General features: G+C 66.8%; 23 protein-coding genes. 16 read left to right on the top strand and 7 right to left on the bottom strand.

Features of this window, described 5'->3' with window-relative positions; all coding sequences use genetic code 11:
- Positions 1-249: 249 nt before the first annotated feature.
- Genes VGV37_RS24345 through VGV37_RS24355 form a run of 3 tightly spaced genes read left to right on the top strand, consistent with a single transcriptional unit; the run spans position 250 to position 2,549 of the window.
- Entirely contained in the window at positions 250-744 is a 495-nt protein-coding gene (locus VGV37_RS24345) for a CYTH domain-containing protein (protein WP_326882383.1), read from the top strand.
- A gap of 41 nt (positions 745-785) precedes the next feature.
- On the top strand, positions 786-1,835 hold the full coding sequence (locus VGV37_RS24350) for a cyclase family protein (protein WP_326882384.1): 1,050 nt from the start codon (positions 786-788) through the stop codon (positions 1,833-1,835).
- A 12-nt stretch (positions 1,836-1,847) separates the two neighbouring features.
- On the top strand, positions 1,848-2,549 hold the full coding sequence (locus VGV37_RS24355) for an SDR family oxidoreductase (protein ID WP_326882385.1): 702 nt from the start codon (positions 1,848-1,850) through the stop codon (positions 2,547-2,549).
- Positions 2,550-2,570: 21 nt separating this feature from the next.
- Here the strand turns inward: VGV37_RS24355 and VGV37_RS24360 are convergent, their stop codons facing one another.
- Positions 2,571-2,834, bottom strand: coding sequence for a hypothetical protein (locus VGV37_RS24360; protein ID WP_326882386.1), 264 nt, complete (start codon positions 2,832-2,834; stop codon positions 2,571-2,573).
- 115 nt (positions 2,835-2,949) lie between these two features.
- Between VGV37_RS24360 and VGV37_RS24365 the strand changes: the two genes are divergently transcribed.
- The 3 genes from VGV37_RS24365 (at position 2,950) to VGV37_RS24375 (ending at position 7,336) form a co-directional block, all read left to right on the top strand.
- Positions 2,950-4,347, top strand: a complete 1,398-nt coding sequence (locus VGV37_RS24365) for a PLP-dependent aminotransferase family protein (RefSeq protein ID WP_326882387.1) — start codon at positions 2,950-2,952, stop codon at positions 4,345-4,347.
- A gap of 108 nt (positions 4,348-4,455) precedes the next feature.
- A complete protein-coding gene (locus tag VGV37_RS24370) occupies positions 4,456-5,154 on the top strand; it encodes a hypothetical protein (RefSeq protein WP_326882388.1) in 699 nt (232 codons plus the stop codon).
- Positions 5,155-5,257: 103 nt separating this feature from the next.
- Entirely contained in the window at positions 5,258-7,336 is a 2,079-nt protein-coding gene (locus tag VGV37_RS24375; RefSeq protein WP_326882389.1) for a hybrid sensor histidine kinase/response regulator, read from the top strand.
- Positions 7,337-7,454: 118 nt separating this feature from the next.
- Here the strand turns inward: VGV37_RS24375 and VGV37_RS24380 are convergent, their stop codons facing one another.
- From VGV37_RS24380 to VGV37_RS24400, 5 genes are read right to left on the bottom strand one after another with little or no spacing between them, the layout of a single operon-like run.
- The gene (locus tag VGV37_RS24380) at positions 7,455-8,318 is read right to left on the bottom strand and encodes a TIGR01459 family HAD-type hydrolase (protein WP_326882390.1); all 864 of its coding nucleotides are present in this window, start codon (positions 8,316-8,318) and stop codon (positions 7,455-7,457) included.
- A 3-nt stretch (positions 8,319-8,321) separates the two neighbouring features.
- Entirely contained in the window at positions 8,322-9,605 is a 1,284-nt protein-coding gene (locus tag VGV37_RS24385) for an FGGY-family carbohydrate kinase (RefSeq protein ID WP_326882391.1), read from the bottom strand.
- Between the two features lie 6 nt (positions 9,606-9,611).
- Positions 9,612-10,667 (bottom strand): 2-hydroxyacid dehydrogenase, encoded by a 1,056-nt coding sequence (locus VGV37_RS24390; RefSeq protein WP_326882392.1) that lies wholly within the window; start codon positions 10,665-10,667, stop codon positions 9,612-9,614.
- A complete protein-coding gene (locus tag VGV37_RS24395; protein WP_326882393.1) occupies positions 10,664-12,232 on the bottom strand; it encodes an FGGY-family carbohydrate kinase in 1,569 nt (522 codons plus the stop codon). Before VGV37_RS24395 ends, VGV37_RS24390 begins: the two co-directional genes overlap by 4 nt.
- Before the next feature lie 2 nt (positions 12,233-12,234).
- Positions 12,235-13,218, bottom strand: coding sequence for a sugar-binding transcriptional regulator (locus tag VGV37_RS24400; protein ID WP_326882394.1), 984 nt, complete (start codon positions 13,216-13,218; stop codon positions 12,235-12,237).
- Between the two features lie 126 nt (positions 13,219-13,344).
- Here VGV37_RS24400 and VGV37_RS24405 point away from each other — a divergent pair, with 126 nt between their 5' ends.
- The 6 genes from VGV37_RS24405 to VGV37_RS24430 all read left to right on the top strand — a co-directional run bounded on the left by VGV37_RS24405 (position 13,345) and on the right by VGV37_RS24430 (position 19,153).
- The gene (locus VGV37_RS24405; protein ID WP_326882395.1) at positions 13,345-14,139 is read left to right on the top strand and encodes a phosphodiesterase; all 795 of its coding nucleotides are present in this window, start codon (positions 13,345-13,347) and stop codon (positions 14,137-14,139) included.
- Positions 14,140-14,156: 17 nt separating this feature from the next.
- Positions 14,157-14,990, top strand: coding sequence for an inositol monophosphatase family protein (locus tag VGV37_RS24410; RefSeq protein WP_326882396.1), 834 nt, complete (start codon positions 14,157-14,159; stop codon positions 14,988-14,990).
- A complete protein-coding gene (locus VGV37_RS24415) occupies positions 14,987-16,084 on the top strand; it encodes an ABC transporter ATP-binding protein (protein ID WP_326882397.1) in 1,098 nt (365 codons plus the stop codon). The genes VGV37_RS24410 and VGV37_RS24415 overlap by 4 nt, the downstream gene beginning before the upstream one ends.
- Positions 16,085-16,107: 23 nt before the next feature.
- The gene (locus VGV37_RS24420; protein ID WP_326882398.1) at positions 16,108-17,421 is read left to right on the top strand and encodes an ABC transporter substrate-binding protein; all 1,314 of its coding nucleotides are present in this window, start codon (positions 16,108-16,110) and stop codon (positions 17,419-17,421) included.
- Between the two features lie 71 nt (positions 17,422-17,492).
- Positions 17,493-18,332, top strand: coding sequence for a sugar ABC transporter permease (locus tag VGV37_RS24425; protein WP_326882399.1), 840 nt, complete (start codon positions 17,493-17,495; stop codon positions 18,330-18,332).
- A complete protein-coding gene (locus VGV37_RS24430) occupies positions 18,329-19,153 on the top strand; it encodes a carbohydrate ABC transporter permease (RefSeq protein WP_326882400.1) in 825 nt (274 codons plus the stop codon). Before VGV37_RS24425 ends, VGV37_RS24430 begins: the two co-directional genes overlap by 4 nt.
- Before the next feature lie 6 nt (positions 19,154-19,159).
- On the opposite strand, the gene VGV37_RS24435 is transcribed toward VGV37_RS24430, so the two are convergent.
- Entirely contained in the window at positions 19,160-19,432 is a 273-nt protein-coding gene (locus VGV37_RS24435; protein ID WP_326882401.1) for a hypothetical protein, read from the bottom strand.
- 695 nt (positions 19,433-20,127) lie between these two features.
- Here VGV37_RS24435 and VGV37_RS24440 point away from each other — a divergent pair.
- The 4 genes from VGV37_RS24440 to VGV37_RS24455 all read left to right on the top strand — a co-directional run.
- The gene (locus tag VGV37_RS24440; protein WP_326882402.1) at positions 20,128-20,454 is read left to right on the top strand and encodes a hypothetical protein; all 327 of its coding nucleotides are present in this window, start codon (positions 20,128-20,130) and stop codon (positions 20,452-20,454) included.
- Between the two features lie 98 nt (positions 20,455-20,552).
- A complete protein-coding gene (locus VGV37_RS24445) occupies positions 20,553-21,737 on the top strand; it encodes an alanine racemase (RefSeq protein WP_326882403.1) in 1,185 nt (394 codons plus the stop codon).
- Complete coding sequence (locus VGV37_RS24450) at positions 21,731-22,144, top strand: RidA family protein (protein ID WP_326882404.1); 414 nt, start codon at positions 21,731-21,733, stop codon at positions 22,142-22,144. The genes VGV37_RS24445 and VGV37_RS24450 overlap by 7 nt, the downstream gene beginning before the upstream one ends.
- Before the next feature lie 109 nt (positions 22,145-22,253).
- A partial coding sequence (locus tag VGV37_RS24455; RefSeq protein ID WP_326882405.1) for a peptidoglycan-binding domain-containing protein occupies positions 22,254-22,961 on the top strand: 708 nt, incomplete at its 3' end.

Here is a 22,961-nt window from a genome sequence, read left to right on the forward strand (position 1 = left end):
CGCCAGCAAATCTTCAAATCGCATCCTGCGTATGCCTTCGTTGAGCCGTGCCCGGTCCATGCGCGCCCCCCAATCAGGCACAACATAAAACCGGTCACTTCACGAGCTACGTACGCCGGACACTTCACGAGCTAGCCACACTGCCGATCCGCATCCCTTGCCTCGGCGAACGATTGGCGGCAGGGTCGATGCTCCCAATCCGTACGGCAATGTCGATCCGCCGTACCCGAACCCCAAGGAAAATCCGCGATGCCGCAGCCCGAACCGTCCGCTCCGGCGCCCGTGGAAATCGAGCGGAAATTCCTGGTCGTGGGCGACGAATGGCGGCAGGGAGCTGAGGTCGAGCAGATCTCCCAGGGCTATGTCGCGATCCAGGACGGCTGCTCGGTCCGCGTTCGCCTGCGGGCGCAGGAAGCGTTCCTGACGATCAAAGGACCGCCCAAGGACGGCATGCGGGCCGAGTTCGAATATTCGATCCCGGTCGACCATGCCGCGCTGATGCTCCATCAATTCTGCACCGGCCGGATGATCGCGAAGCGTCGGCACAGCCTCGACCATGGCGGCCGGCTCTGGACGGTCGACGAGTTCGAGGGACCGCTCGCCGGCCTGCTGATGGCCGAGGTCGAGTTGGATCAGGTGGGGCAGGCGATCCTTTTGCCGCCGTGGGTCGGTCGGGAGGTCACGGACGATCCTCGCTACCTGAACAGCGCGCTCTCGACGGCGACGGCGCCGCCGGCGCTCTGACCAACCGCCAGCCGTATTGTGAGAACGGAGAGGAAGCGCCGATGACGAACCCGCGATGGAAGCGGCGGCCAGAGGGGTCGAACTGGGGTGACTTCGGACCGGACGACCAATGGGGCCGGCTCAATCTCATCACCCGGGAGAAGTTGCGCCAGGGCCTGGCCGAGGCAACCGAGGGCCTCGCTTTCTGCCTCAGCCTGCCGCTCGACTATCCCGGCGGCAACGCGCTCAACCCGCGGCGCCATCCACCGATCCTGCGGCCGACCGTGCGCGACGGGCGGCCCAACTTCAATTGCGTGATCGCCGGCAGCGACGGTACCGATGTGTTCAATGACGATCTGGCCATCCTGTGGCTGCAATATTCGACCCAGTGGGACAGTCTGGCCCATGTCGGCGGCCTGTTCGACGCCGATGGCGACGGTGTGGCGGAGCGGGTCTATTACAACGGCTTTCGTGCCGGGATCGACGTGGTGGGTCCGACCGACGGTGTCGATGCCGGCGTTTCGGATGCCATCAAGCCTGACAGCACTTCCGGCGCCCATGCGCTGGGCATCGAGAACATGGCCGCCCATGGCGTGCAGGGCCGCGGCGTGCTGGTCGATCTTCATGCCCATTTCGGCGATGCGCGCAAATATGTCGGCTATGAGGACCTGATGACCGTGATGGCGGCCGACGCGGTCGTGGTCGAACCGGGCGACATGCTGTGCCTCCATACCGGCTTCGCCCGGCGTGTCCTGGAGATGGGCCGGGCCCCCGACCCGCAGGTCCTGCACGAGACCTGCGCGGTGCTCGATGGTCGGGATGCGCGCCTGCTCGACTGGATTTCGTCGAGCGGCGTCGCCGTCATCGCGGCGGACAATTACGCGGTCGAGGGCATGCCGGCGACGCCGGGCGCCGATCCCTGCTGTTCGATCCTGCCGCTGCACGAGCATTGCCTGTTCAAGAACGGCATCCATCTGGGCGAGTTGTGGCATCTGACCCCGCTCGCGACCTGGCTGCGCGGCCATCGGCGGTCGCGCTTCCTGTTGACCGCCCCGCCGCTGCGACTGCCGGGAGCCGTCGGCTCGCCGGTGACACCGATCGCGACCGTTTAGGAAAGACCGGCCATGAGCAAGGAGCGCGTTCTCGTCACCGGCGGCGCGTCGGGCATCGGTCGCGCCACGGCCGACCGTTGCCGCGCCGAAGGCTATGAGGCGATCGTGATCGATCGAGAGGGCGACGGGATTCGCGCCGACCTGTCCGATCCCGAAGCGACCGCGGCGGCGCTGGAACAAGCCCTGCGTGGCGGTCCGATCACCCGGCTGGTCAACAATGTCGGCATCGTGCGGCCCGGCCCCGTCGAGGAACAGAGTTTCGCCGATCTCGACATGACCGTGTCGCTGAACATCCGCTGCAGCCTGCAATGCCTGCAGGCATTGCTGCCGGGCATGAAGGCCGCGCGCTTCGGGCGCGTCGTCAACATCTCGTCCCGCGCGGCGCTGGGCAAGGAATTGCGCACGGTCTATGCCGCCACCAAATCGGCGCTGATCGGCATGGCCAAGGTCTGGGCGCTGGAACTTGGCGAACATGGCATCACGGCCAATGCGATCGGACCCGGCCCGATCCGCACCGAGCTGTTCGACCGGGCCAATCCGCCGGACAGCCCACGCACCAGGGCGATCATCGATGCCGTGCCGGTCCGCCGCATCGGCACGCCCGACGATATCGCCAATGCGGCAGCCTTCCTGCTGGATGCGCGTAGCGGTTTCGTCACCGGCCAGGTTCTCTATGTCTGCGGCGGCATGACGGTCGGCGCTGCCGGAAGCTGAGCGGGTGAGGATACCCGTCCCTCAAGGTTCCCGGTTCGCCCGCTCTTCGGCTTCGGCGTCGCTGATCTCCTGGCGGCGTCCATGGAAATAGACGCCGACGATGATCGAGGCCAGCACCAGCATGCCGACGATCCCCAGCACCATCGGCACGCGCCCGGCCGGGTCGAGGCTGCCCGGGATGTAGTTCCAGAACGCAATGGCGCGGAAGATGATCACGATGAAGCCGACCAGCATGGCGACCGTCATGCCGATGGCGAAGATCTTGTCGCCTCTCGTCGCGGGCATTCGTTCCTCCTGATGCGGGGCCGAAACGGCGCCCCATTGTATGGGCCGATAGATCGCTTGCATGGATTTATATAAACATACAATATCCATATATGACGACCGAGGGCCGGATGCAATGGGCGAGAGTGATGGTGTGCGTTCCTGGGTGCCGGCGATCCGCAAATCGGACGGGCCGGTCTATCTGGCGATCGCCGACGCCCTTGCCGCCGACATTCTCTCGGGAGCCCTGCCCGAGGGTGCGCGGTTGCCGACCCAGCGCAGCCTGGCGGTGGTTCTGGGGATCGATTTCACGACGGTGACCCGGGCCTATGCGGAGGCCCGTCGCCGCGGCCTGATCGAAGGCCGGGTGGGGCAAGGCACCTATGTGCGGGCCGGTCGTCCGCGGCTTGGCGAGGCCATATCCGGTGGCGTCATCGATATGAGCATGAACCTGCCGCCGCGTTTCGAGGATGCGGCGCTCGCGGCACGGATGTGGCGGGGCATCGCCGCGCTCGAAACGCCACAGGGGCTCGATCTGCTGCTGCGCTATCAGGAGGCGGGCGGAGCGCTGGCCGATCGGGCCGCCGGTGCCGCATGGTTGGCCGGCCGGATTCCATCGCTCACGCCCGACCGCGTCTTGATCTGTCCCGGCGCCCAGGGGGCGCTGCTGGCGGTGGCCGGGCTGCTGGCGGCCCCCGGCGACACGATCTGCGCCGAGGCCCTGACCTACCCCGGCTTTCGATCGCTCGCAGCGCATTTGCGGCTTCGTCTCGCCGCCGTGGACATCGATGGCGAGGGGGTGATCCCGGCGTCGTTCGACGCGGCCTGCCGGACGGATCGGCCGAAGGCGCTCTATTGCACGCCGACGCTGCACAATCCGACGACGGCGACCATGTCTCTGTCGCGGCGGGAGGCGATCGTCGCCATCGCCCGTGCCCATGGCGTGCCCATCATCGAGGACGATGCCTATGGTCAGTTGCCGCGCCACTCGCTTCCGCCACTCGCCGCCCTGGCGCCCGACCTCGTCTACCACGTCGCGGGCTTGGCGAAGTGCCTCTCGCCGGCGCTGCGCGTGGCGTATCTGGTACCGCCCGACGGCCGCGCCGCAGCCCGCCTGACGGCTGCGATCCGGGCGGTCACGTCCATCGCCTCGCCCTTGACGACCGCGATCGCCACCCGTTGGATCGAGGATGGCACGGCCCGGGCCGTCATCGCCGCGATCCGCGACGAAACCGCCGCGCGGCAGGAGATCGCCCGCTCGATCCTGCCGGCCGGCGGTTTCCACGCTGATCCGGAAGGCTTCCATTTATGGCTGCCGCTCGAGCCGCCGTGGACCCGCGCCGAATTCGCGGCTCGATTGCGCTCGGCAGGCATCGCCGTGGTCGTCAGCGATGCCTTCGCCCTCACGGCGGCCCCCGAGGCGGTCCGCCTCAGTCTGGGCGCGGCCACGACTCGCGTCGAGTTGCGCGCGAGCCTCGAAACGGTCGCCGACCTGCGCGTCCAACGGCCTGCGATGTCATCGATGGTCGTGTGAGGGCGTCTTCGACCTATCATTGCGATCGCTCGTTCCCGTTAAAAGTGCGTTGTGCTAGCGTTCCGTGAGACGGCTGTCGCTGGCAGTCGGCAACGATGGGTGGAACCGATGCCCAGGAACTACGCGGCACGCGTCATTTTCAATGTCATCGAAGGTAACAGCGGCGCCGAGACGAATGCAGGAGAAGACCTGCACGACAAATTCGTCACCGATCCAACGAATCTTCTCAGTAACGGCTACGACTACAGTGCCAATGGGCTCGCGAGAAACGAACTTCTTCAAATAAATACCAAGACGCCGACGTCTCTGGGCGATGCGCAGGAGAACAAAGCGACGATCCTGGGTGCTATAGGGAACGTCACGCTATTACCCGACAATTCCCTTTTATACATCATAGGCCACTGCGATCCGGACACCAGGCGATTTGGCGGGGGCCTCGAGGTCGAGGATTGGGCCGAGATCATCGCCGGCTGCGACGCGCTGAGACCCGTCAGCCGGATCCATCTGGTCGGTTGCCATTCCGGGGGCCAAGCCGCGTCTGCCGTCGCCGTTCATGCCAAAGGCACGCTGTCGTATAGCGTAACCGGCTGGTTCTCCTTTGCGGGCCGCCTGCACGACGCCTTGGGCAGTCGGCACATGTATACGCAGGTCGCGGCCTATTGCTCATACGTGAAGATCCATTCGAACGGCGACATCCGTGCAGGATTCGACGAGCGCGGCGCGCGCACGCGTCAGGCAGAATCGACGAAGGTCGTCTATTCGTGGGATGCGGATCGAAAGTCCCGAAACATGACGTTCCCGTATTAGGGGGCACCGATTGCGACTTCGGACCCACCGACTTGCTCCACTCTTTACGCCGCTTTCATCCGCCCTGGCGTTTCATGTCTCCTGAAGCCAGCGGATGCTTGGAATGCGTTTTGCCAACCGGGAAAATTTACTAGGAGGTACGATCGCGGGTCTCGCGGCGTCGGTCATGCTCGTCATGGCGTCCCTGGGCGGCGACGCCATGCCGACCGATCAGATGGCCATGATGCGGACCGCCTTGGCCTGCGTGCCAGTCGCGGGATTGCTGAGCGCGCTCACCATCCTGCTGGACCTTCGGCGGGTAATCGTCTTCTGCGGCCTCGTCGCGATCGCGATGCTGGCGTCTTTCCTGATGGCACCGACGGCCGGTTCCTTTCAGGATTTCGCCCTTAACTGCATCCCGTTTTGGGCCACGATTGCAGCGATCGCCGCGCTCACGCGGCGCCAACTCGGTTCCGCGCCGGACTTCACCCAGGTGGGGGTGCTCCTGCGCTTCGTCTTTTGCTGCGTGATGTTGCCGCTCGTCTTCGTCAGCGGCTTCGATCTCGTGCTGCTGTCTCGCCAGCAGCCCGAAATCGATTGGCCACAGCTGATCCGCGCCATGACCGACGCGATCCTGGGCTTCGTGATCACGGTTCCGGCCGTCACGGTATTGTGGCGGACCGAGAAGACCTCGTTCTTCCACCGACCGCCGGCCGAGACGGCCGGGTTGCTGCTGCTGGCGATCGGCAGTTCGACCGCCGTACTGCTGCAGCAGGAATTCGCGACGCTGTTCCTGCTGTTCCCGATCGTGATCGCCATCAGTTTCCGCCTGGGGCCCCGTTGGGCGGCGGGCGTGGCGATCATCATCAGCATGGTGGCGCTTGGCCTCACCCTGGCGAGGCTCGGTCCCCTGTCGGCGCCGGGCAACGACGGCCGCGTGTTGTTCCAGGTCTTCATTCTCGCCATCCTCTACACCGCACTCGTCTCCGCCGGCGCGGTCGCCGAGCAGGCGAGGCTGCGGCTGGGGCTCCAGGAAAAGGAACGCCAGGCGCTGGATGCGGCCAATGCCAAGGCGGATTTCCTGGCCACCATGAGCCATGAACTCCGCACGCCACTCAACAGCATCTACGGATTCTCCCAGCTCGTGAGCGAAGACGGCTCGCTGACCGGCGAGACCCGCCGGCGCGTGGCGCTGATCGCCGAGGCGAGCCAGTCCCTGCTGGCAGTGGTCAACGACATCCTCGACTATTCCAAGATCGAGGCTGGCAAAATAGAACTCGTACCCCAGCCTTTCGACCTGGAGCCCTGGCTCCATACCAGCGCCGACATCGTGCGCGACAGCATCGAGCGCAAGGGTCTCGCACTGAAGATCGCGGTCACGCCCGGTGCCCGGGGCTGGTACGTGGGCGACAACGGCCGCCTGCGCCAGATCCTGCTCAATCTCCTCAACAATGCGGCGAAATTCACCGCGGCGGGGTGTGTGACGGTCAAGGTGAGCGTCGTGAAGGCCGAGACCGGGCCTCGGCTGAGGTTCGCCGTGCTCGACACCGGCATCGGCATTCCCCCCGCGCGGCTCGAGCGGCTCTTCCAGCGTTTCTCGCAGGTCGACGGCTCGATCAGCCGCACCTATGGCGGGACCGGGCTCGGGTTGGCGATCAGCAAGCGCATCGTCGAACTGATGGGTGGCCGGATCGGTGTCGAGAGCACGCCCGGATCAGGATCCGAGTTCTGGTTCGAGGTCCCTCTTCCGTCGTGCGAGCCTGTCGTCGAGCCTGGCAAGACAGCCGCGGACGGGCCGGTCGGTGGCTGTATCCTCGTGGTCGACGACATCGCCATCAATCGCGAGATCGCCCGGGCGATGCTGGAGGCGGCCGGGTGCGAGGTCGTCGAGGCCGCCAGCGGGTCCGAAGCGATCGGGCTCGTCCAGGCGCACGCCTTCGATCTCGCGTTCATCGACGTCCAGATGCCGGACATCGACGGGCTCGAGACGACGCGCCGCATCCGGGCCCTCAGTCACCCCTGCGCCCGGATGCCCATCGTCGCCATCACCGCCAACATCCTAGGCGGCCAGATCGAGGCATGCCATGCGGCCGGCATGGACGGGCATGTCGGCAAACCCTTCCACAAGGCGGACCTCATCGATGCGGCGCGACGCCACGGTGCCCGATCTCAACGCCTGGCCGCGCCGATCCTGTCCGCATGAAGTCACGGCGGTCATCCAGATCCAAGGATCGCCGCGCATCCTGGGCCGATCGGGCCAGTCGTGGCTTCGATGCAGTGAGACATTATGAGGGGCGTCTTCGGGCTGGAGGGTCCTCGGGCTAGAACGCCAGGGTCTTGATGACGTGGTCCGGGATGATTCCCTCCCGGTCGCACAGCTCTGCGAGAGTGGACGGATCGACCTGAACGCCACCGGGCATGAGGTCCGGCGCATGGACGCCCGAGGCGACGAGCAGCGTGGTAAAGCCGCCGTCGCGGCCGCCGGCGATGTCGTGGTGCAGGGAATCCCCGATCACCAGGATGCGCGACCGATCGGGGATGCCGGTCTTTCGCTGAGCTGCATCGAACAGGTCCGGATAGGGCTTGCCGATGATGCGGACCAGGCCGCCGTATTCCTCGTAACGGCGGGCGGCCGACCCGGGTCCCGGAACGGGCGCGCCCCCGGGCACCACGGACAGCAGATCCGGATTCGAGCAGAGCATCGGCACACGGCGGCGTACCGCATCGCGCAACAGATCGTCGAACGCGGATTGGTCGCCCACCTGGTCGATGCTGGACAGCAGGATGAAGGACGCGCGCTCGATCCGGTCGACGATCTCGATGGCGAGGCCGTCAAAGAACTTGGCCTCGCCCGGCCTCGCGACGAGCAAGCATCGGTGTCCGAGAGCCTGAAAGAACGCGTCCGGCCGATCGCGCAGGAGCTGCCAAGTGAGTTCGCCGGAACTCACCAGGTCGGCAAAGGCGTCGCGCGGCAGGCCGAGACGCTGCAGCCGGGCGATGTTTTCCGCGGCCCGCTTGCCGGAATTGGTGATCACGACGACCGGTTTGCCGGCTGCTGTCACAGCGAAGAGACTGTCTGCCGCAGCCGGAAAGATCGCGGTGCCGTCGTGTAGCACGCCATATTGATCGACGAGGCAGGCATCGAAGCGATCGAGGATCTGCGCCAGGCCGTGCAGCAGCCGCATCGCTCAGCGCCCCTCGACCGCGCGCAGCGCCAGCAGTGCGCTGCCGTAAGCCGCCTCGTTCTGCGCCGCCGGCAGGAGATCGACGCCGAGCGCCCGGCGGCGCAGCGCGGACCAGGCGGCGTTGCCGGCCCCGCCGCCGACGGTCCGCACTTTGGTCAAGGGCGGCGCGCCCAGCTGGCCCAGCCGGCGATAGGCGAGCCGCTCGACGGCGGCGATGCCCTCCAGCATGCCTTGCAGGAACAGGACGTCGTCCTTCGGCCGTGGCGACAGGCGCGGTTCCAGGTCCGGATCGGCAATGGGGAAGCGCTCGCCGCGGCCGACCAGGGGATAATAGTCGAGCCCGCTCGGGCGATCGGGATCGATCGCCGCCGATAGTCGCTCGATCGTCGGCGCGTCGAACTGGGCGGCGAGCGCCGCGCCCCCGGCGTTGGAAGCGCCGCCGGCCAGCCACAGCTCGCCGATGCGATGGCTGTAGATGCCGTATTCGGCGGCGAAGATCGGCCGCGCGCACAGTTGCTTGATCACCAGGGTCGAGCCCAGCGCCGTCACGCCGTCGCCGACCATATCGGCGCCGGTGGCGAGGAACGAGGCGACGCCGTCGGTCGTGCCTGCGACGAGCTGCAGATCGGCGGAAAACCCCAGGGCGCGTCCGGCCGGCCCGACGGGTCCGGTCGGCGCGCCGCAGGGCACGACCGTCGGCAGCAGCCCCGCCGGTATGCCGAGGGCGATGAGCCAGTCCGGCCAGCGCCGAGCGATCGGATCGTAGCCCAGCTTCAGGCTGTTGCTCTCGTCCGACCGGTCGAAGCGTTGGGCCAGGCGCCCGGCGATCCAGTCGGCCTGGTGCAGCAGGCGCAACCCGTCGAGGTCGATCTGCTCACGACGCCGCAGGTGCAGCAGCCGGGCCAGCGGCGAACTGCTCCCGGTGGCAGCACTATCGCGCGGGCAGACCGCGAGGATCGCCGCCGCCTCGGCCCGGCCGCTGGTGTCGTTGTACATGAGCGCGTCGACGACGGGCCTGCCGTCGCGATCGACCAGCGTGAAGGTGCCCGAGGTGCCGTCGATCGCGAGCGCGCGCACGGCCGCCAGGTCGACCTGCGCCGCGAGTGCCGCGGCAACCCGCAGGAACGCCTGCCACCAGATCTCCGGATCCTGGCGGATGCTGTCGTCGTTGCGATGAGGTGGCGGCATCGGCTCCCCGTGACCGGCGACCAGCTTGCCGGTGCCGTCGATCACGATGCCCCGGCAACCGGACGTGCCGAAATCGATGCCCGCGAACAGGCCGCTCATGCCGGCTCAGCCGCAGACATTGACGAGCGGCTGGCCCTTGAGGAACCGGTCGACCTCGCGGGCGATCATTTCGGCCGAATAGCGCACGGTCTTGATCGAGGCGCCGGAGATGTGGGGCGTCAGGGTGACGTTGCGCAGGCCGAGCAGCGAGGCGCGCGGATCCGGCGGCTCGGCGTCGAACGTGTCGAGCGCCGCACCGCCGAGCCGGCCGGTCTCCAGCGCCGCCTCCAGCGCCCGGTAGTCGACGAGCTCGCCCCGTGCCGTGTTGATCAGATAGGCATTGCGCTTCATCCGCGCGATCTGCGGCGCACCGATCATGCCTCGCGTTTCCGGTGTCACGCGCGCGTGCAGCGAAACCACGTCGCAGCGGTCGAGCAATTCGTCCAGCCCGACTTTCTGGATGCCGGCCTCCTGGTCGGCCGCGCTCAGCTCGACATAGGGATCGCTGATCAGGATCCGGCAGCCGAACGGCCGCAGCAATTGGGCCACGCGCCGGCCGATGTGGCTGTAGCCGATCAGGCCGACGACGAGTTCGCACAGCTCGTCGCCGACCAGATCGATGCGATAGAGGTCGCCCCGCCAGCGTCCCGCACTCAGGTCGGCATGGGACCGGGTGATGTTGCGCGTCTGGGACAGGATCAGGCCGACGGTGAATTCGGCGACGGCGCTGGCGTTGCGGCCGGGCGCATTGACGATGGCGATTCCGCGTTGCCGCGCCGCCGCGACGTCGATGTTGATCGGCCCGCCACGCGAGATCGCGATCAGCTTCAGATCGGGCAGAGCATCCAGCATTTCGCCGCTGAGCGGTGCTATATGGGTGATGAAGACCGCGCAGCCCCGGGCGATCTCCAGCACCTCCTCGGGCGTGCCCAGGAATTCGCGCAAGCCGCGCAGGTGGTCGGGATCGACGCCCGGCCGATGGGCCTGGATCATCGGCACGTCCGGCCAACCGAGTTCCATCGTGCGGATCTCCGGGGCTTCGCCGATCACGCGGCGAAGGGCGGCGGCGAAGTAGTCCGGGTGCATTCCATGGTCGCCGACGATGGCGATGCGCAGGGTCATGGCTGGGTGCCCCCGTCAAGCTGCCGCAACGCCGACCAGGCGGGACTGGAGGCCGTGGCGACGGCGCGATAGATCTCGAACATGGTGTCGTAGGTTCCGCTTCGTTTCGGATCGGGCGGGCGGGGCGGCGTCAACCGGGAACCGGTCCACGCGTCGCCGGCATGGGCGAGCGTGCCGAAGAAGCCGAGATTGACGGCGGCGACCATGGCGGCCCCGGCGGCACCGGTTTCCTCGCACAAGCAATGGCGGGTCGGCACGCCCAGGACATCGGTCAGGATCTGCTGGAACCGCTCGCTGCGCGCCAGGCCGCCGGACAGGCGGATCTCCGACGGCCGGCCCAGCCGCAGGTGGCAGTCCTTCGCGGCGAACGCGATACCCTCGTAGACCGCGACGACGAGGTCGGCGAGCGTGTGGTCGCGGCGCAATCCGACGAATTGGGCGCGCGCATCCGGATTGACGAACGGTGCGCGTTCGCCGCCGGGAAACAGGTAGGGGAAATACAGCAGCGTCGCGGACCGACCGGTCATGGCCAGCCGGTCGAGCGCGGCCAAGCGCTCCGTCCGGGATTTTTGCGCTGATCCATGGGCATCGAACAGAGCTGCCGCCTGGGCCACGAGTTCGTCGAGCCAGTCCAGGTTGAGCGACGCCGCCATGTTCGAGAGGTAGCGGACCGAGAGCGCGCCCGGGGCGAGATGCGTAGTGTAGCCGGCGACGGGGTTGGGCACGACCGGGGAGCCAGGCTCCAGCCGTAGATGCACGCCGGCGCTGCCGAAGATCGAGCAGGCATGCAGGCCGTTGCCGTCGATCGCGCCGGCGCCGAGCGCGCTACAGACCACGTCGATCGGCGCCAGCACGACCGGTAGGCCCTCCGGTAGGGAAAGGTCGCGGGCCACGGCACCGTCGAGCGCTGCCCGATCGGCCAGGGGCCGTCGCATCGCCGGAACCAGCCGCGCCGCCTTTGGAATGCCGAGCAGATCGGCCACCCGGCCATCAAGGGTTCCGGCGGCCACGTCGCCATAGGTGAACATCGTCTCGGTCAGGTCCGAGGCGACCATGCCGGTCAGCCGGAAATGCAGCCAGTCCTTGCAATGCAGGGCCGCAGCACTGCGCGTCAGCCGCTCTGGCTGGTGCCGCTGCAGCCACGCGAGTTGGACGCTCTGCAAGGACGGGTTCAGGGCCGTGCCGGTGATCGCTTCGATGTCATGGATCGTCGCCGGTGACAGGGCCCGGATGGTTTCGGCGGCGCGGCCGTCGAGCCAGGTCAGGGCCGGTCCAACCGGAGATCCCGCTGCATCGATCAGCCAGGTTCCATCGCCCTGGCCCGTCACCGCCAGGGCGGCGACGCGGTTGCGCAGATCCGCGCGGTCGTCCAGCAGCCGATGCAACAGCGCCAGGCACGAGGTCCAGGTCTGCGCCATGTCCTGTTCGACCGCCCCATCTCCGCCGTAGCGCAGCCGATTGGCGGCGCTGCAGGCGGCCAGCTCTTCGCCGGTCCAGGCAAAGGCGACGGCCTTGAGCGTCGTGGTGCCGGCGTCGAGGGCGATGATGGTGTCGCGGTCGGGCATGTTCAGTCGCCGCCGCGCCCGTGTCGCGGCCGCCGGATGTCGACGACGGGGTTCTGTTCGACCAGCGCCGCCGCCGTCGGCTCGTCGACGACCAGGCCGGCCAGCATGCCGGAATTCAGCACGGCGGTGATGGCGTCGGTCTTGTCCATCCCCCCGGCGATGGCGACCACTTCCTTGCCGCTGAAATCATCGAGCCGCAGGCTGATCGAGCGGCGCGCCATGTCGCAGTCGACCACCTTGCCGTCGGCATTGAGGAACTGGCCCAGGATCTCCGCGACGATGCCGAGCTTGGCGAGGCTCTTGCGCTCCGGCTCGTAGATCTCGGGCGTGTTGCGCAGGTTGCCGATGCCGACCAGTACCAGCTCCGCCTTCTTGGCGAGGCCGAGCGCCGCATCGACCAGCTTCTGGCTGCGTAGCACGGCCGCATCCTCCTCCGAATCCGCGAAGAATGGTGCCGGCACGAAATAGGCCTCGCAGCCCAGACGCTCGGCCAGCCGGTTGATGACGTCGAACGGATTGGCCGTGGCCCGGCGGGTCAGGCTGCCCAGCAGCGAGACGAACGTGACCTTGGGGCGCGCGTATTTCGGCAGCGCCTCCGCCACGGCGGTCAAGGTCCGGCCATGGCCGATGCCGACCAGCGCCTTCGGGTTCTGCTCGACCTGGTGATGCAGGAATTCCGCCCCGGCGTTGCCCAGGATCCGGATCAGTTCGGACGTGCCGATCTGGGCGTCGGAGCAGGGCGCCACATGGCAGAACCGCAGGCCGAAACGCTGCTTCAGCACCGTCTCGAGCGCGATGCATTCGGCCGGCACCCCTTCGACGAACACCTTCACCGCCCCGATGCGATGAGCGAGCGCGATCAGCCGGGTGACCTTGATGCGCGACAGGCCGAGATGCCGGGCGACCTCGACCTGGGTCTTGCCTTCGACATAACAGAGCCAGGCGGCACGGCGGGCGAGGCTTGAGGTGCGGTCTTCCAAGGTCATAAATGTTTCTCTGTACATTTGATCAATGACTGTACAGAATTTCACTCAACCGGCAACCAGAAATCCCGCCGGACATGCCGGGCGGCCGTCAGCGACCGCCCGAGGCCAGGAGGAGGAAGCCGACCCGTGATCGTTGCCCAGATCAGTGATCTTCACGTCATGCCCAAGGGCGGCCTGGCCTATGGGCGGGTCGACACCGCCACCATGGCGCAGGCGGCGATCGCCCATCTGAATCGCCTGGATCCGCAGCCCGACATGGTGCTGATCACCGGCGATCTGGCCGACCATGGCGAGCGTGAGGCCTATCGGCATCTGCGGGAGATTCTGGCCGGGTTGCGCGCGCCCTACTGGGTCATTCCCGGCAACCACGACCGGCACGACGCGTTCTATCGCGCCTTCGCCGACCATGCTTACCTGCCGCACGGCGACGAATTCGTGCAGTACGCGATCGAGGACCATCCGGTCCGGGTCGTCGCGATCGACAGCTGCATTCCGGGGCGGACGCCGGGCCGACTGCGGCCCGCGCAGCTGGAATGGCTGGACCGCACGTTGGCCGTGGCGCCATCCAAGCCAACCCTGCTGATGATGCATCACGCGCCGCTGCGCACCGGCCTCAAGCACTACGACGAGGTCAGCCTGGAAGATCCGGGTCCGCTGGAAGACGTCATCCGCCGTCATCCGCAGGTGGAGCGCATCCTTTGCGGCCATGTGCACCGGGCCATCCAGGCGCGGTTCGGCGGGACGATCGTTTCCGCCTGTCCTGGGGCCGCCCATCAAGTGGCGCTCGATCTGCGCACCGGCGTCGAAGAAGGCTTCACGCTCGAGCCGCCCGGATTCCAGATCCATCGCTGGAACGGCCAGACACTCTTCACCTACACGCTGTCGATCGGGACCTTCGACGGCCCGTTCCCCTTTAAATGACGAGGCCGCCTGTCGCCATGACACAGCCCGCCAGCGAACCGGCGCTCGATGCGTTCCTCGACCAGGCGATCGCGGCGGCGCGCGCCGGCGCCGAGGTCATCCGTCGCGGCGCGCTCGACCGCGACCGGCTGACGATCGAGCGCAAGAAGGCGAACGATTTCGTGAGCGAGGTCGATCGGAACGCGGAGGACGCCATCATCGCGTCGCTGGCGGCGCGCTTTCCGGACCATGGTTTCATCGCCGAGGAATCCGGAGTGAACGGCGATGCGGAGTTCACCTGGCTGATCGATCCGCTGGATGGCACGACGAACTTCCTTCACGGCATACCCCATTACTGCACCTCGATCGGGCTGCGGCATGCCGGACGGATCGTGGTGGGCGTCATCTTGGATTCGGCGAAGGACCACCTGTTCACCGCGACCGAGGGCGGCGGCGCCTTTCTCGATGGCGAACCGATCCGGGTGGCGGTCCGCGACGGGCTGGACGAGGCGGTGATCGGAACCGGGTTTCCCTTCACCGACTGGTCGTATTTCGACGCCTACATGGATTCTCTGCGCGACGTCATGCGGCGCTGTGCCGGCATCCGTCGGGCCGGTGCCGCGGCACTCGACCTCGCCTATGTCGCGTCCGGGTGGCTCGACGGCTTCTGGGAAATGAACCTGAACGCCTGGGACGTGGCGGCCGGCAGCCTGCTGATCCGGGAGGCCGGTGGTATCGTCACAGACTTTGCCGGCGCCGGCGATTTCATCGCCCGCCGCCAGATCGTCGCGGGCGGTCCGGCCACCCATGCCGCACTGCTGGCCCGCCTCGACGCTTACCCCGGCCTGCGGGTCGAAACGGGGCCGCGATGACCGCGATCCGGATCGAGAATATCGTCAAGCGCTGGGGTGATACGGCCGCCCTCGACGACGTGTCGTTCGAGGCGCCGGAGGGCAGCCTCACCGTCCTGCTCGGACCGTCCGGCTGCGGCAAGTCGACCCTGCTGCGCATCCTGGCCGGCCTCGATACGGTGACGGCGGGGCGCATCTTCATCGGCGGCACGGATGTGACCGAGCGTCCGCCGTCCCAGCGCAAGATCGCGATGGTCTTCCAATCCTACGCGCTGTTTCCGCATTTGAGCGTGGGCGAGAACATCGTGTTCGGTCTGCACGTGCGCAAGGTCCCGCGCGAGGAACGGCAGAGACGGCTCGACGCCACTGCAGGCCTGCTGGGCCTCGGCGATCTGCTCGCGCGCAAGCCCGGGCAATTGTCGGGGGGCCAGCAGCAGCGCGTCGCGATCGGCCGGGCGATCATCGCCGAAGCGCCGATCTGCCTGATGGACGAACCGATGTCCAACCTCGATGCCAAGCTCAGGGCGGAAATGCGGGTCGAGATCCATGCGCTGCAGCGCAAGCTGGGCATCACTATGGTCTATGTCACCCACGACCAGGTCGAGGCGATGAGCATGGCCGACCAGGTCGTGCTGCTGAACAGCGGTCGGATCGAGCAGATCGCATCGCCCGGCGACATGTATGCGGCGCCGGCCAGCACCTTCGTGGCTCGCTTCATCGGCATGCCGCCGATGAACCTGGTGGCGTTGGAGCCCCTCGTCGGCGACGCCGGCATGGCGATCGCCGGCACGACCGGTCCCCGGATCGTCGGTTTCAGCCGATCCGCGCTTACGCTGGGGCTGCGGCCGGAAGACATCGTCCTCGCCGAGAGCGGCATTCCGGCGGCGGTCGAGCAGATCGAATATCTGGGCGCCGACACCGTCCTCAAATGCCGGGCCGGCACCCAGCGCCTGCTGATGCGCGTCGATCGTCGGGTCAAGGCGGCGGTCGGCGACCGCGTCCATCTCGCCTGGCGGGAAGACGCCATCCATCTGTTCGACCCGCTGACCGGGCGAACGCTGCCGCGGAGCAACTGGTCCGGCTCGGACCAGGCCCGGGCCCACGCACTCAACTGAAGAAGAAAAGGGGAGGGACGGTCATGCGTTTCACGGAAGCGAAAGCGGCGATGCGCTGGCGCGGGGCGGCCGCGGCGATCGGCCTGATCATGGGAGCTGCGGGCCTGGCGACGCCGGCCGGGGCGGTCGAGATCTCGTTTTATTATCCGGTGGCGGTCAACGGCCCGCTGACCCAGCTGATCGAAAGCATGACCGCCGATTTCGAGAAGGCCAATCCGGACATCACGGTGAAGCCGGTCTATGCCGGCAATTACGGCGAGACCCTGACGAAATCGCTCACGGCCAACCGCAGCGGCCAGCCGCCGCAGGTGGCGGTGCTGGTGGCGTCGGACATGTATACGCTGCTCGACGAAGACGCGATCATCGCGGTCGACGATCTGGCAAAGACGCCGGAGCAGAAGACGTGGCTCGGCGGCTTCTTCCCGGCCTTCATGCAGAACGGCAAGGACGGCGGCAAGACGTACGGCATCCCGTTCCAGCGCTCGACTCAGTTGCTCTATTGGAACAAGGACGCCTTCAAGAAGGCGGGCCTCGATCCGGAGAAGCCGCCGGCAAACTGGGACGAGCTGGTCGCGGACGGCAAGAAGCTGACCCAGAAGGATGCGGCCGGCAACGTCTCGCAATGGGGGCTGATCATCCCGTCGGGCGTCACCTCGCACTGGTTGTACCAGGGCCTGGCGACGCCGAACGGGGCCAAGCTGATGAACGACCAGGGGACCGAAACCTATCTCGCGACCCCTGAGGCCATCGAAGCACTGCAGTTCGAGGGCGACCTGTCGCACAAGTACGGCATCATGCCGTCCGGCGTGCTCGATACCGGAACGACGCCGAACGATTTCATCTCCGGCCGTGCGGCGATGCTCTACCACTCGACCGGCAACCTCACGAACATCAGGACCAATGCGAAGTTCGACTTCGGCGTCGCCCTGCTGCCCGCAAAGAAGCATCGCGGCTCGCCGACCGGCGGCGGCAGCCTGTACATCTTCAAGCACAGCTCGCCGGAGCAGCTGGCGGCCACGATGAAATTCGTCGTGTGGATGACCAGCGCCGAGCAGGCGGCGCGCTGGAGCATCGGCACGGGCTATGTAGCGCCGCGGCCGGATGCCTGGGAGACCCAGGCGATGAAGGACTACGCCAAGAGTTTCCCGCCGGCGCTCGTCGCCAAGGATCAGCTGCAATATTCGGTCGCTGAATTCTCCACGCACAACGGATCGCGCACCACCAAGGCGCTCGAGGATGCGATCGAGTCGGTGGTGACCGGCAACTCCACGGCCGAGGTGGCGCTGAAGAAGGCGCAGACCGAGGCGACACGGCTACTGCGTCCCTACCAGCACTGACTCGAAGCAATGACAAAGCGGTAGCACCGATCATGCGGCAGGAACGACAAAGCAGACTTCTCGGATGGGGGTTGTTCCTGCCGGCCGCGATTTTCCTGGCGGGGTTCACCTACTACCCGATGCTGTCGACCTTGTTCGACAGTTTCTTCACGACCGGGCAGGCCCATCGCCCCTCGGTCTTCGCCGGGCTCGACCAGTACCAGGACATGGTCGACGACCCGATCTTCTGGCAGGCCCTGCGCAACAACGCGCTGTTCGCGCTGGGCACGATCCCGACCTCGATCGGCCTGGCCCTGCTGATGGCAATCTGGGTCAATGGCAAGATCCGCGGCCGGTCGCTGCTGCGCATGGCCTATTTCACGCCGACCGTGCTGCCGATGATCGCGGCGGCGAACATCTGGATCTTCTTCTACGCCCCGCAGATCGGGCCGGTCGCCCACGTGCTGGGCCTGTTCGGCTATGGCCAGATGAACTACCTCGGCAGCAGCGAGACGGCACTCGCCTGCATCACCGTGGTGGCGATCTGGAAGGAAGCGGGCTTCTTCATGATCTTCTACCTCGCCGCCTTGCAGAACATGCCGCCCAACCTGGCCGATGCCGCGCTGATCGAGGGCGCCTCGCGGACTTATTATTTCCGGCGGGTGACATTTCCGCTGCTGCTGCCGACGACGCTGTTCATCCTGATCAACGCCGTGGTCAACGCGTTCCGCATGATCGACCACATCATCGTCATGACCAAGGGCGGCCCCGACAACGCGACCATGCTGCTGCTCTACTACATCTACCAGACCGGCTTCACCTATTGGGACTCGAACTACGCGGCGGCCATGTCGGTGGTCCTTTTGCTGCTGCTCGCGGTCGCCGCCCTGGGCCAGTTCCTGTTCATCGACCGCCGGGCGCATTACCAATGACCGCGCCGCCCCGATACGCCAGCCAGAACTGGCTCGAGACCATCGCGGCCTGGGTGCTGGGCATTCTCTGGCTGCTGCCCTTGCTCTACGCGTTCTGGGCATCGGTCCATTCGGCCGGCGATGCGACGCGGTTCGACCTCGCAGCGCCGCTGACCTTCGACAATTTCCGCCACGTCTGGGCGGCCGCACCCTTTCCGCGCTACTTCCTCAATACTTTTCTGCTCGTGTCGCTGATCATCGTGGTGCAATTCACCCTGTCGACCTTGGCCGGCTACGCGTTTGCCCGCTTCCGCTTTCCGGGGCGCGATCTCGCCTTCGTGCTGGTGCTGCTGCAGCTGATGATCATGCCCGACGTGCTCATCGTCGAGAATTACCAGACCCTGGCGCACATGGGCCTGATCGACACCATCCTGGCGATCGGCATGCCGTATTTCGGCTCGGCCTTCGGCATCTTCCTGATGCGGCAGACGTTCAAGTCGATGCCCAAGGAACTCGACGACGCAGCCCGGGTCGAGGGTGCGGGGCCGCTGCAGATCCTGTGGAGGGTCTATATCCCGCTCGCCAAGCCGACCTATCTGGCATACGGCCTGGTTTCCGTCAGCTACCATTGGAACAACTTCCTGTGGCCCCTGATCGCGACCAATTCGGTGACCTCGCGGCCGCTGACGGTGGGCCTGCAGATCTTCTCGTCCGGCGACCAGGGCATCGACTGGTCGATCATCACGGCAGCGACGCTGCTGAGCGTCGGCCCGCTGCTGATCGCCTTCATGCTGTTCCAGCGCCAGTTCGTGCAGTCGTTCCTGCGCGCCGGAATCCGCTAGGGGCGGTTACGAGGCCCGGGGCGCGAGGTCGCCCCTGACGAGTTTTCGCCACGCGCTTTGCGCTGCCGCCTTCGCCCGATCGAACGTCTCCGCTTGGCCTGCGGCCAGTTGGGTCTCGTGATTGGGCGGTCCCAGGATCTCCCAGCGGAATTCTTCCGGCCATCCGCCGTCGGCCGCCACCTGGAGCGCCACCAGCTCATGGTCGCCGGCCTGCGCGTGTTCGGCATGGATCGCCGTCCGCCATTGCGCCGCCGGTTCCCAGGTGAGTTCGTTCGTCATGGTACCCTCTCGGACGCTCTGCGGGCTTCGGCCGGTCGCTTGCGACCGGCACCGTCGCCGATTCAAACTTCGATCAAGTCGATGGTTCCCGGCCGCTCCCGAAGGGAACGCCACCAAGTCAGAATTGGCGCGGTCGCGTATTCACAGGGCTTTAACGTCGTCGGCATTATATTCGCCCAATCAACTTCAACGTCCCCGAGAACGGCCCATTTGCCGCGAACATTGTCATCTTCGATCCATCTCAAGATGGTGGAATGTTGACCGGCACGAGCTTTGGGGTAGTGGGCAAGCACATCGGTCATGTCGGTTTACACACTCGTATATTTCGATCGCCTGGGTCGCGTTGCGGCAACGGAAGAATTCGACGCCTGCGACGATGGCGCGGCGCGCAGGATCGCCGAGGGTCGTGGCTGGACGGGATCGTACGAGGTCCGCGACGGCGCCCGGGCCGTGTGCGCGCACGTCGGCCCTCGCCTGATCGCGGGTCGGTAACATCCGCAAAAAATCCCGTGCTGGGTTCCTGAGATCGCTTCGTGCGATAAATCCCACGCTGCAGATTTTCCCAAGCCGTCGGACATTCGGACGCTTGCAGGGCTGAAAGCGGAAAGCTGTGGACGCGGGTTGCAGGACCGGGCGAACATTTCCCGCAAGGTGACTCTTCACCCCATCGTGCCTCTCACGGACCAGGTGCGCCCATGACCGACCCGTTCGACATCGAGCCAGACCGTCTGGCGAGAATGCTGGTGCTTCTCGAACTCGATGGCATCGTCTGGGACGAGGGCGTCGATACGCACCGCTACCTGGCCCAGCATTCCACCGAGGTCATGCGGGCGCTGGTGCGCGCAGGGTATCGCGGCCCGGGAATGATCGCGGACACACACCTGTTCGACGATCTCCGGGGACAGCGATACTGGATATTCAATCCCGAGCGGTTCAACGCGTCGAGTGCCAGGGCGTGGGTCGCCAGGCAGGTGAGAGGGCTGTCAAAAGCGCCGAAATTGCAGGAAGTCGCGGATCGCTAGACGTTCGGCGACGCGCTCGGACCGAAATCACGCTTTGGGCGGCGTGAACGAGGCGCTATTGCTTGGTCGCACCCTGCGGCTAACGATCGAGAGCTACCATGACGACGTCGTCGCCCCTCGATAGCGACATATCGATGCCCCTCGGCATGGATGTCGACGCCCTGCCGACGCCCTGCCTGCTTCTCGATGAAGGCCGGGTTCGCCGGAACGTCGATCGGATGAAGGCCCGGCTTGCCGGGCTGGGTGTCACGTTCCGTCCCCACCTCAAGACGGCCAAGTGTCTCGAGGTCGCCCGGATCGCCATGACGACGCCCGGCGGTCCGGCGATGGTCTCGACCTTGCGCGAAGCGGCGTTCTTCGCCCAGGGCGGCGTCATGGACATGATCTATGGTGTCGGGATCGCGCCTGGAAAGCTCGACCGGGTCGGTGCCATCCGGCGCCAGTGGGGCGTGGATCTCGCGCTGATCCTCGATAGCCTCGACCAGGCCGACGCGGTCGCCGCCTGGGTGAAAGCCAACGGCGACCCCTTGCCCGTCCTGATCGAGGTCGACGCGGACGGGCACCGTTCCGGTATCACTCCCGGCGACGAGGCATTGCTCGTCGCCATCGGTCGCCGGCTGGTGGACGGCGGTGCCGCCTTGCGCGGCGTGCTGCTCCATGCCGGCGACAGCTACCGCCTGGACCAGGCCGATGCCATCGCCGACGCGGCCGAGGTCGAGCGAATGGCGGGCGTCGCGGCAGCGGATGCGCTGCGGCGGGCGGCCCTGCCGTGTCCCATGGTCAGCGTCGGGTCGACCCCGACCGCCCGCTTCGCCCGGAGCCTCGCCGGCGTCACGGAGGTACGGGCCGGCGTGTTTATGCTCGGCGACCTGTTCCAGATGGGCGTCGGCACCTGCGCGCTCGAGGATATCGCGGTCTCGGTGCTGTCGACGGTGATCGGGCATCAGCGCCAGAAAGGCTGGATCATCGTCGATGCCGGCTGGATGGCGCTGTCGCGCGATCGCGGCACGGCCCGGCAGGCCGTGGATCAAGGCTATGGCATCGTCTGCGACCTGGACGGCAAGCCTTATGGCGACCTGATCGTCCTCGACGCCAACCAGGAGCATGGCATCGTCGCGGTACGCCCCGGCTCGACCGCGTCTTTGCCGGATTTGCCCCTCGATGCCCGCGTGCGCATACTGCCGAACCACGCCTGCGCCACGGGCGCGCAACACGACCGATATCACGTGCTGGATGCCGCTGGCCGCGTCGCCGCCGCCTGGCCCCGCATCAACGGATGGTGATTGCCATGTCAGACGCGATCGAGCGTATCGCCACGTCGGCCGTCCCGACGCCGGCCGGCCATTATGCGCAGGGGACTGCGTGGCGCGACCTGGTCTTCGCGTCGGGGCAACTCGGGCAGCGCCAGGACGGTAGCCACACCGTCGATCGCCCCTTCGAGGAGCAGGCCCGGCAGGCGATCGCCAATCTGCAGGCCATCCTGGCCGAGGCGGGATGTGGTCTCGCCGACGTCCTCAAGGTGACCGCCTATCTGGTCGGCGTGGAGAATTGGCCCGCGTTCAACCGGATTTACGCGGACATGTTCGGTGCGTCCCGACCCGCGCGCTCCGTCGTTCCGGTGCCAGGTCTGCATCATGGCTACCTCATCGAAATCGAGGCGATCGGCCGGCGCCCAGTGCCGACGCCTTGAGCGCGTCGCGCAAAATGCCTCTCCTTTGATTCCCTCCGCGGCCTCGCGGTGGTGCATTTTCCGCTTCTCAGGCGTTTGCGGAACATTGAGCGATCAAGCGGAGGCGACCATGAAAGTTCTTATGAGGCCATCTGTCAGGTTCGGCCGCCTTGCGATCGCGGCGCTCATCCTCCTGGGACTGGCTCTTCTGCATCCCGATAGTGCGGCCGCCCAGGACTGCGGCGGCGGCCCGCTGAGCACGTCCAAGGGCAATGTCATCGGCAGCCTCGCGGGTGCGGCCGGCGGCGGCCTGCTGGGCAGCCAGTTCGGCGGCGGTGCCGGCAAGGGCCTGATGACCGGGCTTGGTGTCGTCGGCGGGGCGCTCGCCGGCGGGTATGCCGGCCGATCGGTCGAAGGTTGCGACCGTCCCCACCGGCGACCCGCGGCGCAGGGCGCGAACCAGGCGGCCCGCGCCTGCCGGTCCGTGAACACCCAGGCCGTGATCGACGGGCAGAACCAACCGGTCGAAGGCGTCGCCTGCCTCGATCCGGACGGGGTCTGGCGGGTCGCGACGGGACCGGATGCCGAGCGGGCGGCGGAGGGCGACCTGATCTTGCGGACGCAGCAGCGCTTGCACGACCAGGGCTTCTACGTGCGCAACAATATCGATGGACGATGGGGGCCTGCGACCAGCGGGGCGCTGCGCAATTTCCAGCAGGCGAACGGGATCACACCGAACGGCCAACTGGATGCGCCGACCAGGACGGCACTCGGTCTCGCCCCGGTTCCGCTGACCGAGCTTACGGCGCAGAACGCGCCGTCCGCCAACGCCCCGCCT

The sequence above is a fragment of the Aliidongia sp. genome, assembly GCF_035943795.1.
In the GTDB taxonomy this organism is placed as follows: domain Bacteria; phylum Pseudomonadota; class Alphaproteobacteria; order ATCC43930; family CGMCC-115725; genus Aliidongia.